Origin of the sequence: Kribbella orskensis, assembly GCF_004342085.1 — a bacterium.
In the GTDB taxonomy this organism is placed as follows: Bacteria; Actinomycetota; Actinomycetes; order Propionibacteriales; family Kribbellaceae; genus Kribbella; species Kribbella orskensis.
Genome location: NZ_SLWM01000025.1, coordinates 70,651 through 84,792, shown reverse-complemented (window position 1 = coordinate 84,792; position 14,142 = coordinate 70,651). Strand labels below are relative to the sequence as shown.

Below are 14,142 nucleotides of genomic sequence, written 5' to 3'. Positions count from 1 at the left end.
TCAGGAGCCGCGCCACCCACCCGAGCGTGCCGACCCCGGACAGAGGGTCCTGTCCGGGGCCGGCTTGTCAGGGCTAGGTCGTGGTTACTTGATGGACTTCAGGGCGAAGTCCTCCACGGCCGGCTCACCTGCGACGAGCCTCGTCGTGCGGGTTTGCGGCTTGTAGCCGTCCTTTGCGGCGATCAGGGTGAGCGGGTTGTTGCGACGGTCCAGCCAGTAGGCGTAGGTGCCGTCGGATTCGGTGATGAAGGTGTACGACTGCGCCCACGAGTCGACCTGGACGATGGCGCCGGGGAGCGGAGCGGTCGCGCCGGAGGTGGCTACCCCGGTGACCGTGCCCATCAGCTTGCTCCAGGTGGTCGGCGGCGTGACGTTCATCTTCACGTCGACCGGGTTGACCGCGTACGGCGTGTTCTCGCCGACGGTGACCGTACCGGTGTAGGTACCCGGCTGGTCGACGTTGGCCGACAGGCCCACCTTCAGGACGACCGACGCGCCCGGGGCCAGGGTGGCCTCGGTCTTGTCGATCGACAGCCAGCTGACGTCCGCCGACGACTCGGCACAGTCCTCGAGGCCCGGCAGAGCCTCACTGTCCACGGTCGCGTTGAAGCCGCCGGAGGAGCCACCGACCTTGTAGAAGCCACACGCCGCCGCACCGCGGTACCGCGGCATGTTGGCGTTCGGCAGAGCCGCCCAGGTACCGGCGGCCGGGTCGAAGGCGAAGCCGGCGTTGGTGACGGCGCCGGCCTGGACACCACCGACGACGAGCAGCTTGCCACCGGCGACGGCGAAGGACGCCGCCCAGTGGTCAGCCGGGGCGTCGGCGATGGTGGACCAGGAGTTGCTGCTCGGGTCGTAGACGTAGCCGGACTTCTGCGCGGCCGCGCCGTCGTTACCACCGGAGCAGTACACCAGTCCGTCGATCGCGCCGCAGGAGGCGAACGCAACCGACTTCGGGTAGTTCGCCAGCGTGGCCCAGGTGTTCGACGCCGTGTCGTAAGCGACCACGGAGTTGGACATCGGGGTACAGCTGGAGGTGGTGCAGCCACCGACGGCGTACAGCTTGCCGTCCAGGACAGCCTGGCCGGCGGCCGCACGCGGCGCCGGGTTGGCAGCTACCGCGGACCAGGCGTTGACCGCCGGGTCGTAGGCCCAGGTGCCTGCGTCCGGACCAGACGCGCCCCAGCCGGAGCTGGCGATGATCTTGCCACCCACAGCGCCGACGGTGACGGCGTTACGGGCGCCCGGAAGCGGGGCGATCGCGGTCCAAGCCAGGGTGGCCGGGTCGTAGACGTAGCTGTTGCCAGTGGAAGCGCTGCCGTTGCCGCCGGCGATCGAGTAGACCTTGCCGTCGAGGTTGACGACCCGGTTGTCCATCACGGTCGCCGGGTAGTCGGCGATGTCCGTCCACGGAGCCGCCATCGGCTTGGCCGCGGCGGGCGTGCCGGCCATCTTGCCCGACAGCTGGTTGGCGAACGAGGTCGCCACCTGCAGCCGCTGCAGCGGTGCGCCGGTGCTGTTGAAGACCTCGGACTTGGTGGTCGTGCTGCCGTCGGCGTTCTCGATCTCGAAGCCGCCGTCGCGCTCACCGAACTTCACGTCCACCGGCGCTCCACCGGTGTTCTTGACGGTGACCGACTTGGTGACCTTGCCGCCGGGCAGCCTCAGGCTGGCCTCGATCGACCCCGGGGTGACCGAGAGCCGGCCGGCCGCGAGGCTGAAGTCGGCCTGGGTGACCCAGTCCGCCTCGACGTTGACGTTCTGCGTCGAGGAGACGTAGTTACCCGCCTTGCTGGTGAAGCCGTGCTCGCCGGAGTCCGAGGAGTACAGCCAGTAGAAGCCGTCGGCCAGCCCGGTGTCCTCGGGCGTCGCGACGGTGGTCGCGGTCTCGGCCGGCTTGTCGTCACGGGTGACGACGGCGCCGTTCACGTAACCGCCGGTGTTGGCGTCCTTCACGTTGCCGACGACCAGACCGCCGCCGACCGGCTCACAGTTGACCTGGCTGCCGATCAGGACGTTGTCGACCTCCCACCACCACTCGTACGAGGCGTCGTAGTAGTGGAAGCGGACCTGCACGGCCGACTGGCCGGCCGCCTGCGGGATGGCGATCTGCTTGACGCCGCGAAGGTCCGTGACCTGCGAGGTCAGGTTGGCCCAGGTGGCGCCACCGTCGATCGACAGGTCGACATCGGCCTTCTCGCCGCCGAGCCAGTTGAGCTCCTGGTTGAACTTGACCACCGGAGCGGTGACCGCGGTCAGGTCGACCACCGGGCTGACCAGCGAGGTGTCCTGCTGCTGGCCGGGACCGTACCGGTCGCTGTCGACGATCGCGAAACCGCCGGACCCGCCGGTCAGGTTGCCGCGGTTGGCGACGTCCTCGAACTTCCAGACCTGGCCGTTGTTCTTGTTGTCCACGACGGTCCAGCCACTCGGGGCGGCCTTGGTGTCGAACGTCTCGTAGACGCCGTCGGAGCCCCACTTGTACCCCGGCGCCGTGGTGCACGCGTCGGTACGGACGGGGACCGCGACGTTCTTGGTCAGGTTGCCCGTGCCCACCGTGATCGGCTGGCTGACGGTCTGGTAGCCGGGCAGCTGAGTCTCGATCTTGAGGGAGTACGACGCGCTGGACGGCACCTGGAGGGTGTACCGGCCGTTGGTCGGGGTGGTGTAGTCGAACACGCCACCCGGGCCCTCGACGCTCACCTTCGCGTACAGCGGCCAGCCGTGGCCGGAGCCGTCCGTGATGGTGCCACCGACGCTCACCGTCGGCGCGGACGCCAGGGTGAAGTTCTTCGTGGTGGTCGCGTTGAGGGTGATGGTCGCGGTGCCGGTCTGGCCGACGTAGCCGAAGGCGGCCACCGCGAGGTTGTAGTCGCCGGCCGGGAGCACCGACGAGAAGGTGCCGTTCGCGCCGGTGGTGAGGGTACGGTCCGGCGTGCCCGCCTGGGTGACGGTCACGGTCGCACCGGAGATGGGCGCGCCGCCGGTGGCGGTGATGGTGCCGGCCAGCGTGCCGGTGTCACCGATCGGAGCGGCGTTCAGCAGTGCCAGCGCGTCGAGACGGCCTTCACCGTAGACGTTGTTGTCGTCGGTGGTGCCACCGCACTGGGTGTCCGCCTTGTCGACGGCCGAGCCGTCGAGCAACGCGCGGGTGGGCCCGACCTCGCCCTTCAGGCTGGGAGCCGCCGCCCACAGCAGCGCGACGGTGCCCGCGAGGTGCGGGGAGGCCATCGAGGTGCCGTTGAAGCTGGCGTAGCCGTTACCCGGAACGCTCGAGCGCACGTTCACGCCCGGGGCCGAGATGTTCGGCTTGGTCTCGCCGTTCTGGCCCACACCGCGGGCGGAGAAGGAGGCGATGTTGTTGTTGATGTCGTAGGCACCGGCGGAGTAGTTGCTCACCAGGCTGCCCGGCGAACCGCTCGTCTGGCAGGCCGATCCGCTGTTGCCGTTGGACCAGGCACCGAAGATGCCGGACGCGGTCCAGGCGTTGGTGATGTCCTCCATGAACGGCTCGTTGGAGGGCAGCGTGGTACCCCACGAGTTGTTGATGATGTTCGGCCGCTTGCTCGCGTCCGGGTTCTGCCCGGCGAGGTCGGTCGGCTCGAGCATCCACTGACCGGAGTTGATCAGCGCGGCGTCCGACGGGCAGCACCCGTTGGCGGCGATCCACTTGACCGCCGGCGCGACGCCGATCTGGTTGCCCGCACCGTCGTCACCGGCCATGGTGCCCATCGTGTGGGTGCCGTGGCCGTTGGTGTCACACGGTGCCGAACCACAGGTGCCGGCCGCGTCGAACCAGTTGTAGTTGTGGTCGAACGTGCCGTCACCGTTGTTGCCGCGGTACTGGTTCACCAGCGCCGGGTGGTCGTACTGGACACCGGTGTCGATGTTCGCGATGACGATGCCGGCGCCCCTGTCGCCGTACTGGCTCCAGACGTCATCGGCGTTGATGTTCGCGATACCCCACTCGAGCGCGTTGATCTCACGCTCGGTCTTGCCCTCGGTGACCTTCGGAACCTCCAGGGCCACCGGGTTGTAGATGCCCTCGACCTCGGCGTGCGTGGCCAGGCTCTGCGCCGTGGCCAGCGTGCCGCTCGAGACGCGGATCGCGTTGGTGCCCCAGAAGGCCTGGTACTTCACCTTCGACGCGTCGAGCTCGGCGCGTACCTTCGCCTGGCTCTCGGCAGCGGTCTTGCGCAGCGCCGCGGCGACCGCGGTACCGCGCTGGTTCCAGTCCGTGATCGTGCTGGCCTTGGACAGGTCGGCCTTGGCGGTGAAGCGGACCCAGTAGTCCGTCGCCTCCTTGGCGTCATTGCCCTCCAGCTTCGACAGCACGTCCGGCTTGATCTTGGCGGCCGGCGCGGGCGTTCCGCCGGGCTTGGTGGGTGGTGCCGCCTGGGCCAGGCCGGTGGCGGCCAGCCCGGTGGTGACGACGGCCACCGCCGCCAGAGCACTCACCAGTGATCTGGCGAGTCCCCTTCTTCGTTGATGTGACATCTCTGCAGCCCCTCACTTGTACGACCCCGAGTCGACTCCCCCGAGTCATTTGGTGCAGAGGTGCAGGGCTTCGCAGGTAGATCGTGGTGAACCGGTTCTGCGAACGCTCCGTGCACTCCAGGTCGCGACGTGTTACGCCGAGAGCCTGACGTGGACCTTATGTGTCAGATGCGGAGCGGAACAAGCACACTTGGTGAGCAAGATGTCACTAACAGTCCCTTGCTCGTGAGCAAGGTTTCGCCATTGCTTGTCAATACGTTGACGATTTGAGGCAGTGCTTGACATCGTAATCAGATGGTCACCGCCCGTGTCCCCGCCCCGACCGCCGGCGCCCTCGATCTGACCGGATCCGCCCAGGAGCCGTTCCCACTGCTGATCGCGGTGGCAGCGTCGATGGAGGAGCGGGTCCGGCTCGCGGAACTCGTCGACGATGTCGCGCCGCTGCTGCTCGTCTCCAGCCTGGACGAACTCCGCAGACTGCTCACGCCCGCACAACAGCCGCCGCCGGCTCCACCTGAGCAGCCGGAGCCCCCGGAGCCGGAGGCCGTCGACGAACCCGTCGCCAGGAAGGTGCCGGACCGGCGTACGGATCGCGGCGACCGGGGCGCCGACGTGCTGACGATCGACTCGGCCCGGTCGGTCGCGCAGTGGCGGGAGCGGGAGGTGCCCTTGACCGATCTCGAGCACGATCTGCTCACCCGGTTGATCACGGAGCCGTTGAGGGTGTGGACGTACGAGGCGCTGCACCAGGCCGTCTGGCGCAACCGGCACCTGCAGGGCACGGCCGACGTGCACTCGCTGGTGAAACGAGTACGCCGCAAGCTCGACGAGCTGGGCACCACCGTCACGATCGACGCGGTCCGCGGTACGGGCTTCCGCCTCACCGACCACCAGCGTCCGTCCACCACGTCCCACCAGCGCACCTCGATCAGCGGCCTCCGCGCGGGGTGAGTCACCTTGACAGTAGGCTGTCAAGGTGACAAGGGCTGAGAGTTACCGCTTGCTGGTGGCCGATGTGTACGAGCTGGCGGGCGTGTCGCGGGGGAGTAGTGAGCAGATCGCGTCCGAACAGGGGCAGACGGTGGCTCGCTGGCATGTGATGAGCGTGCTGTCGGACCAGGCGTTCACCGTGCCCGCGATCGCGAGGCGGCTCGGGCTGACCCGGCAGAGCGTGCAGCGGGTGGCCGATGAGTTGGTCGACGACGGGGTAGTCAAGCGTTCGGGCAATCCTGACCATCAGCGATCGCCGCTGCTCGCGTTGACCACGGACGGGCGCGAGACGCTTCGGAAGATCGTGATTGCCTCGGATGCCGACCGGTCCCAGCGGCTTGCCCGGGCAGGGGTCACCGTCGCCGAGCTCGATGCCGCGCGCGAGACCCTGCGCAAGCTGCTGTCCGTGCTCTGACATGAGATCGACCTGCTGAGCCGCGAGCGGCGGGGTAGCCTCTGGGTTTGTGCGCTTCTCGGCTATGAGTCACCTCGAATGTCCCAAGTGCGGCCTCACCCATTCCGCGGATCAGGTGATCGGCCTGTGCTCGTGCGGATCGCCACTGCTCGTCCGGTACGACCTCGACGAGGTGCGGGCCGGGTTGAGCAAGGACGACGTGGCCGCGCGACCACCCGACCTCTGGCGGTACCACGAACTGCTCCCGGTGCGTACGCCGGAGAACGTGATCAGCCTGGGGGAGGGGATGACCCCGCTGCTCGCAGTACCGCAGTACGGGCGGGAGCTCGGGGTGGACGGGCTGCTGATGAAGGACGAGGGGCTGATCCCGACCGGGACGTTCAAGGCGCGCGGGGCTGCCGTCGGGGTGTCCCGGGCGCGGGAGGTCGGCGTACGGAAGATCGCGATGCCGACCAACGGGAACGCCGGGTCCGCGTGGGCGACGTACGCGGCGCGGGCCGGGATGGAGGCGCTGATCGCGATGCCGATCGCGGCGCCGGAGATCTGCCGGCGCGAGGTGAAGGTGGTCGGCGCCGAGCTGAAGCTGATCGACGGGCTGATCGGTGACGCCGGGGCGTGGGTGCGCGAGCAGCTCGCCACCCGCGAGGGCTATCAGGACGTGTCGACGCTGAAGGAGCCCTACCGGATCGAGGGCAAGAAGACGATGGGGCTGGAGATCGCGGAGCAGCTCGGCTGGAAGCTGCCGGACGTGATCCTCTACCCGACCGGCGGTGGTGTCGGGCTGATCGGGATCTGGAAGGCCCTGGCGGAGCTCGCCGAGCTCGGCTGGGTCGAGGGGCCGATGCCGCGGCTGGTCGCAGTACAGGCGACCGGGTGCGCGCCGATCGTGCAGGCCTGGGAGAAGGGCCTGCCGGAGAGCGAAGCCTGGCCGGACGCGAAGACCGTTGCCTTCGGCATCACCGTGCCGAAGGCCCTCGGCGACTTCCTCGTCCTGCAGGCGATCAAGGAGACCGACGGCTGCGCGATCGCGATCGAGGACGACGACATCCTCGCCGCCCAACGGCGAGTGGCCGAGCTCGAAGGCTCGTTCATCTGCCCGGAGGGCGCCGCCAACTTCGCCGCCGTCCAGCAGTTGCGCGAGTCCGGCTGGATCAAGGCCGACGACCAGGTCGTTGCCCTCAACACCGGAACCGGCTTGAAGTACCCGGAGACCGTGCCGCTCTAGAGGTCTTGGGCGCGCAGTTGTTGCCGACCGGTGGTCAGCACCAGACCTGCCAGCACGCCTCCGGCGAAGCAGAGACCGGAGTCCCGCCATCTGGTCCGAACGCATTGATCCCGCTGGCCACCCCGACCGGCAGGAACCACCCCGTCTTGCGCCGGGCCTCCGGTGATTCCCGTTCCAGCACCGACATCATCGCCCCCACTTCTTCTTGTGAGGGCGATGATGTCAGGTGATCAGGCCTGGCCGCGGCGGACGGCGAGGATGTGGGCGGGCTCGCCGTTGGGGTCGAGCTTGACGTAGTTCTGCTGGCCCCAGCGCCAGGTCGCGCCGGTGATCTCGTCGTACACGGTGAAGGTGTCTTCGGGGCGCATGCCGAGCGCTGCCATGTCGAGGTGGACGAGCGACTCGCGGACCGAGTGCGGGTCGGTGTTGACCACCACGATGACGGTGTCGCTGTGCCCGTCAGGACCGGTGACCCGCTTCGAGAAGCACATGATCGCCTCGTCGTCCACGCTGTGCAGACTGAGGTTGCGCAGTTGCTGCAGCGCGGGGTGCCGGCGGCGGAGGTTGTTCAGCAAAGTCAGGTACGGCGCGAGGGTGCGGTTCTCGGCCGCGGCGGCGTCCCAGTCGCGCGGGCGGAGCTGGAACTTCTCGGTGTCCAGGTACTCCTCGGAGCCCGGCCGCAGGGCGACGTGCTCGAACAGCTCGAAACCCGCGTAGACCCCCCAGGCCGGGGACGCCGTCGCGGCGATCGCGGCGCGGATCTTGAAGGCGCCCGGACCGCCGTACTGCAGGTACGCCGTCAGGATGTCCGGCGTGTTCACGAAGAAGTTCGGCCGCAGGAAGTGGCCGGTCTCCTTGGTCAGCTCCTGCAGGTACTCCTCCAGCTCCCACTTCTCGTTGCGCCAGGTGAAGTAGGTGTACGACTGGTGGAACCCGACCTTCGCGAGCTCGCGCATCATCGGCCGCCGGGTGAACGCCTCGGACAGGAAGACCACGTCCGGGTCGGTCTTGCGGACCTCGCCGAGCAGCCACTCCCAGAAGTTCACCGGCTTGGTGTGCGGGTTGTCGACCCGGAACACGGTGACGCCGTGCGAGATCCACAGCTTCACGATCCGCAGCACCTCGGCGTAGATGCCTTCGGGATCGTTGTCGAAGTTGATCGGGTAGATGTCCTGGTACTTCTTCGGCGGGTTCTCCGCGTAGGCGATCGACCCGTCGGCGCGGACCGAGAACCACTTCGGGTGCTCGGTCACCCACGGGTGGTCCGGCGAGGCCTGCAGGGCCAGGTCGATCGCGACCTCGAGCCCGAGTTCGCGGGCCCGGCTGACGAAGTAGTCGAAGTCCTCGAAGGTGCCGAGCTCCGGGTGGATCGCGTCGTGGCCACCTTCCGAGGAACCGATCGCCCACGGGGATCCGGGGTCGCCGGGCTTCGGGTCGAGGGTGTTGTTCGGGCCCTTGCGGTACGACCTGCCGATCGGGTGGACCGGCGGCACGTAGAGCACGTCGAACCCCATCGCGGCCACCGCGTCGAGCCGCTGGGCCGCAGTACGGAAGGTGCCGGAGCTCCACTCCTGCTTCTCTTCGTCGTACGTCGCGCCCTCGGAGCGCGGGAAGAACTCGTACCAGCTGCCGTACAGCGCGAGCCGCCGGTCCACCCAGACGGGGTACGTCTCGGACGAGGTGATCAACTCGCGCACCGGGTAGCGCCCGAGCGCGGAGCGGACCTGCGGCGAGATCCCCGCGGCCAGCCGGGCCTCGGGCGGCAGCGCCGGGTTGGCCAGCGCCTGCGCGGCGTCGCTCAACGTACTGCGGTCGACGCGGACCGCGGGCGGTACGCCGGCCGCGGCGCGGTCGAAGAAGGCGGCGCCCTCGGCGAACATCAGGTCCACGTCGATACCGGCCGGGATCTTGATCTCCGCGTTGTGCCGCCAGGTCCCGTACGGGTCGCTCCAGCCCTCGACCGCGAACGTCCACGCGCCTTGCTCCTGCAGGGTGACGTCGACCGTCCAGCGGTCGCTGCCCTGGCCCAGCGGGGTCATCAGCATCCGTCTGGTCTGGCCCGTCGGCGACGTCAGCACGACGTTCGCGTTCACCGCGTCATGGCCCTCGCGGAACACCGTGGCCGCGATGGTGAACGTCTCGCCCACCGACGACTTGGCCGGATACGCGCCGGCGTCGACGGTCGGGGTGACCTCGGTGATCGGGATGCGCCCAGTCATGGAGTAAACGAACCTTCGCTTTCCGACTCGCGGTGGTTGACACGGGAGTTGTGCAGCACTGACGTTATCGGTTCCCCACGGTTCGCGGGGCCATGCACACCCTTGCTTGCCCGGGTCCTCGTTCCGGCGTACCGGGTCTTGTGGGCCGGGCTCTCGGTCCACACTGCGGAACAGGGGCTGCAAGTTCTTGCTCGCGTTGCAAAATCGATGCAGCCCGAGGGTGAGTTCGGGTCCATCGGCCGGTACGGTGTCCCGGTGCGAGCGATACGACGATTCTCCGTCCGCCCTGTCCTGCCCGAGCCGCTGACCGGTCTCGGCACCCTGGTGAACAACCTGCGCTGGGTCTGGCACCCCGAGACGCAAGACGTCTTCGAGGCTGTCGACCCCCAGCTCTGGCGCAGCACCGGCGGTGACCCGGTCCGGCTGCTCGGCGAGGTCCCGGCGGCCCGGCTCGACGAGCTGGCGAACGACCACGCCTTCCTCCGCCGTCTGGAGCTGGCTGTAGCCGACCTGACCGGCTATGTCACCGACGACCGGTGGTTCCAGGCCGAGGCCGGTTCGCCGGTCAGCTCGGTGGCCTACTTCTCCCCGGAGTTCGGCATCACCCACGTGCTGCCGCAGTACTCCGGTGGCCTCGGCATCCTGGCGGGTGACCATCTGAAGGCAGCGAGTGACCTGGGTGTCCCGCTGATCGGCGTCGGCCTCCTGTACCGGCACGGCTACTTCGGCCAGTCGCTGAACCGCGAGGGCTGGCAGCAGGAGCGCTACCCCCTGGTGGATCCCGACGGGCTGCCGATCAGCCTGCTCCGCGACGGAGACACCCCGGCCGGCATCAACGTGACGCTGCCGGGCGGCCGCAAGCTGTGCGCCCAGATCTGGGTCGCCCAGGTCGGCCGGGTGCCGCTGCTGATGCTCGACGCCGACATGGAGGACAACGAGCCCGCCGAGCGCGAGGTCACCGACCGCCTGTACGGCGGGACGACCGAGCACCGGATGCTCCAGGAACTGCTGCTGGGTGTCGGCGGCGTCCGGGCGGTCCGCGAGTACTGCCGGGTCACCGGCCACGCGGCGCCCGAGGTGTTCCACACCAACGAGGGCCACGCCGGCTTCCTCGGCATCGAGCGGATCCGCGAGCTGGCCCACGACCAGCGCCTCGACTTCGACACCGCCCTCGAGGTGGCCCGCGGCGGCACCGTCTTCACCACCCACACGCCGGTCCCGGCCGGCATCGACCGCTTCCCGGTCGAGCTGATCCAGCAGCACTTCTCCGCCGACGCGTTCGGCGACGGTGTACCGATCGACCGGATCCTCGCGCTCGGCGCCGAGGACTTCGAAGGCGGCGACCCCGGCGTCTTCAACATGGCCATCATGGGCCTTCGCCTGGCTCAGAGGGCGAATGGCGTCTCCAAGCTGCACGGCGTCGTCAGCCGCGGCATGTTCGCCGGCCTGTGGCCGAGCTTCGACCCGTCCGACGTGCCGATCACCTCGATCACCAACGGCGTGCACGCCCCCACCTGGGTGGCGCGCGAGATCTCGAACCTGACCTACGCGGCCGCCGACGAAGGCGACTCCGAGGGCATGTTCGAGGGTCTGGACAAGACCACCGACGCGGCGCTGTGGGAGACGAAGCGGATGCTGCGGCAGCGCTTCATCGACGACACCCGCGCCCGCGTCCGCGCCTCCTGGGTGAACCGCGGCGCGAGCGAGGCGGAGCTCGGCTGGGTCGACTCGATCCTCGACCCGGACGTGCTGACGATGGGATTCGCCCGCCGCGTCCCGTCGTACAAGCGGCTGACCCTGATGCTGCGTGACCCGGCCCGGCTGAAGGCGCTGCTGCTGCACCCGACCCGGCCGATCCAGATCGTCATCGCCGGCAAGGCGCACCCGGCCGACGAGGGCGGCAAGAAGCTGATCCAGGAGATGGTCCGGTTCGCCGACGACCCGGAGGTCCGGCACCGCATCGTCTTCGTGCCCGACTACGACATCGCGCTGGCGCAGCCGATGTACCCGGGCTGCGACGTCTGGCTGAACAACCCGCTCCGCCCGTACGAGGCCTGCGGCACGTCCGGCATGAAGGCGGCGCTGAACGGCGCGCTCAACCTGTCCATCCGCGACGGCTGGTGGGACGAGTGGTACGACGACGAGTTCGGCTGGGCGATCCCGTCGGCCGAGGGGATCGAGGACACCGACCGCCGCGACGACCTCGAGGCGCACGCGCTGTACGACCTGATCGAGAAGCAGGTCGCGCCGCGCTTCTACGACGGCGAGGTCCCCGGCCGCTGGATCGAGATGCTCCGGCACACCATCAAGGAGCTCGGGCCGAAGGTGCTCGCCACCCGGATGGTCCGCGACTACGTACAGCAGCTCTACGTACCGGCCGCACACTCCTCCCGCCGGCTCAACTCGACCTACGAGGGTGCGCGCGAGCTGGCCGCGTGGAAGAAGCGCGTCCGCGCGGCCTGGCCGCAGATCCGCGTCGACCACGTGGAGCTGCAGGGCCTCGGCGACGTACCGCAACTCGGTACGACGGTCGGCATCCGCGCGTTCGTCTCGCTGGGCGAGCTGACCGCCGCCGACATCGACGTGGAGGCGATGCACGGCCGGGTGAACTCCGAGGACGAGATCACCGATCCGGTCCGGGTGTCGCTGTCTCTCGCCGAGACGTACGAGGGCAACCGTCACCGGTATGAGGGCGAGCTCAAGCTCGACCGCACCGGTCCGTTCGGCTACACCGTGCGGGTGCTCCCGAAGCACGACATGCTCGCCAGCCCGGCCGAGCTCGGTCTGGCGGCCGGCCCGTCCGACCCCGAAGACCCGGAAACCCCGGACCTGCCAGCAGGCTCCGAGTTCTAAGTCACTGAACAACGCCGGGCCCCGCCTACCTCTAGGCGGGGCCCGTCCATTTCTCCCAAGCTGGTGCCACGCTCGGCACTGGCCGACTCACGGCGATCTATCAGCGCCTACGCGGGGGCCATCGTCCTTCGCGAACGAATGACGATGGCCGGCCTTCCCGGGCGTCGGCGCCGGGAAGGCTTCGCGCGTACTTTCATCCGAGGTACTCCTACGGCGCATCCACCTTCTGGCGGGTGCTGAGGTCGACCCAGGTCGGCGGCGTACCGGAGGGGGAGTGGACGAGGACCCGATCGCCCGGATGCAGGTCCGGGTCCTCGCGGTACCGGTCGCGGAGCTTGGCGGTGGCGGCCTCGTCGCCGGCGTCCGAGGCGATCAGCAGGGCGGCGAGCTCGTCGGTCGGGGTGAGGTCCATCTCGAGGTCGTCGGCCATCGCGCCCCAGCCGTCCCAGAGCAGCAGTTCGTCGCGTTGCAGGTGCGCCAACTGCAGGAACACGTAGTTGCGGATGAACCAGCCGCCCCTGAACGGCAGCGAGGGGTCCACGCCGTAGACGTCGCCGTCGATCTCGCCCGCGCGGAACGCCCGCCACACCTCGGCGGCCGAGTCGAACTTCCCCTTCGGGATGTCGTGGACGTCGAATCCCCAGTGCTCGGCAGGCTCCAATTCCGCGTCCAGCAGCACCCAGCGGTCGCCGTTCCAGTACTCGACGACGACGTGGTCGTGGTGGAACCCGGGCGCGAAGTACGAGCTGAAGCCGACCCGGCTGCGGGCCGGGATGCCCTTGTGGCGCAGGGCCGAGATCATCAGCAGGGTGTAGTCGCGGCAGCAGCCGACGATCCGGTCGGCCGGTTCGCGCGGCGCCGCCAGGGGAGTGCCGTTGCGGCGCTGGTCGGTGGCCAGCATCGCCTCGACCCAGCGGTGGTTGATCTCCTCGAGCCGGTCGCCGGTGAATTCGATGCCACCGCCGCGGTAGTGGATCAGCAGGTTGCGGATCACCGCGGTGAGTTCGGCGATGTCGGACGGCAGTTCGTCCAGGAGAGCGGCGTGCGCGCCGGGGTCGCTGTAGGCGGACTGCTCGGCATAGTTCATCGGTTCTTCCCCTCACGTGGATGGATCGGTACTGCGACGTCGACCGCTGGGCCGTCGCCGGGAATGTGCTGGTAGCCCGCGTGGTACACCTCGCGCGATGGGCCCGCGGCCGGTCCGGCGTACTTGCGGACCCAGTCCACGACCAGGTCGTAGGCGAGCATGATGCGGGGGTAGACGCATTCGTCCTTGGTGATCGTGCAGTAGGCCTCGGTGTGGGCGGGCTCGACGCGGATGCCGATCGGCCCGGCCGGATCCACCAGCCCGGTGAACGGCACGCACACCTCGACCGTCGCCTCGCTCTCCGGTGTGACCGCGCCGTGGTAGATCACCCACGAGCCGCCGGGGAGGCCCGCGCCTGCCTGGGTCAGGTGTGCGCGGATCTCGATCGTCGAGGACACGATGACGCCCATCAGCAGTTGCTGGTCAGTGTCTACCCGGATCGAGGCGATCTTGGTCTCCGGTACGTCGCGGACGAGCACCGGCCGCGGGGTCAACCCGGGGGAGCCGGAGCGGGTCAGCCGGTCGCGGAGGTACTCCAGCGTCGCCCTCCGGGCTTCGGTGTTCGCCTCCTCGGCTGCCCACCAGCGGTCCAGCCGGATCAGCGCCTCGTCGTCGGTCCCGGTCAGTACCTCGGCGATCGTGCTCAGCGGCATGTCGAGCTGCCGCATCACGCTGATCCGGCGAGCCCGCTCCAACTGGTCCGCGGAGTACAGGCGGTAGCCGTTGACCGGATCCACCCGGGCCGGCGGCAACAGCCCCGATACGTCGTACAGCCGCAACGCCTTGTGCGAGAGTCCGGCCCGCCGACCGAACTCGCTGATCGTCAACTCGTCCTTCGTCCCCTCCATGCGGCCAG

At 69.0% G+C, this 14,142-nt stretch carries 8 protein-coding genes; 4 read left to right on the top strand and 4 right to left on the bottom strand.

Annotation, left to right across the window (positions count from 1 at the left end; all coding sequences use genetic code 11):
- Positions 1-84: 84 nt before the first annotated feature.
- On the bottom strand, positions 85-4,458 hold the full coding sequence (locus EV644_RS37690) for a S8 family serine peptidase (protein WP_241999307.1): 4,374 nt from the start codon (positions 4,456-4,458) through the stop codon (positions 85-87).
- Between the two features lie 333 nt (positions 4,459-4,791).
- Here EV644_RS37690 and EV644_RS37685 point away from each other — a divergent pair, with 333 nt between their 5' ends.
- The 3 genes from EV644_RS37685 to EV644_RS37675 all read left to right on the top strand — a co-directional run bounded on the left by EV644_RS37685 (position 4,792) and on the right by EV644_RS37675 (position 7,127).
- Entirely contained in the window at positions 4,792-5,448 is a 657-nt protein-coding gene (locus tag EV644_RS37685; protein WP_132195263.1) for a winged helix-turn-helix domain-containing protein, read from the top strand.
- A 25-nt stretch (positions 5,449-5,473) separates the two neighbouring features.
- Positions 5,474-5,902, top strand: coding sequence for a MarR family winged helix-turn-helix transcriptional regulator (locus EV644_RS37680; protein WP_241999308.1), 429 nt, complete (start codon positions 5,474-5,476; stop codon positions 5,900-5,902).
- A gap of 64 nt (positions 5,903-5,966) precedes the next feature.
- Positions 5,967-7,127, top strand: a complete 1,161-nt coding sequence (locus tag EV644_RS37675) for a threonine synthase (protein WP_199240229.1) — start codon at positions 5,967-5,969, stop codon at positions 7,125-7,127.
- A 230-nt stretch (positions 7,128-7,357) separates the two neighbouring features.
- Here EV644_RS37675 and EV644_RS37670 read toward each other — a convergent pair whose 3' ends face one another.
- Positions 7,358-9,346: an alpha-1,4-glucan--maltose-1-phosphate maltosyltransferase gene (locus EV644_RS37670; protein WP_132195267.1), complete on the bottom strand. Its 1,989-nt coding sequence runs from the start codon at positions 9,344-9,346 to the stop codon at positions 7,358-7,360.
- Positions 9,347-9,601: 255 nt separating this feature from the next.
- Between EV644_RS37670 and glgP the strand changes: the two genes are divergently transcribed.
- Positions 9,602-12,199, top strand: a complete 2,598-nt coding sequence (gene glgP / locus EV644_RS37665) for an alpha-glucan family phosphorylase (protein WP_132195269.1) — start codon at positions 9,602-9,604, stop codon at positions 12,197-12,199.
- 208 nt (positions 12,200-12,407) lie between these two features.
- Here the strand turns inward: glgP and EV644_RS37660 are convergent, their stop codons facing one another.
- Positions 12,408-13,286 (bottom strand): transglutaminase-like domain-containing protein, encoded by an 879-nt coding sequence (locus tag EV644_RS37660; protein ID WP_132195271.1) that lies wholly within the window; start codon positions 13,284-13,286, stop codon positions 12,408-12,410.
- Entirely contained in the window at positions 13,283-14,134 is an 852-nt protein-coding gene (locus tag EV644_RS37655) for a MerR family transcriptional regulator (RefSeq protein ID WP_132195273.1), read from the bottom strand. The genes EV644_RS37660 and EV644_RS37655 overlap by 4 nt, the downstream gene beginning before the upstream one ends.
- Between the last annotated feature and the right edge of the window lie 8 nt (positions 14,135-14,142).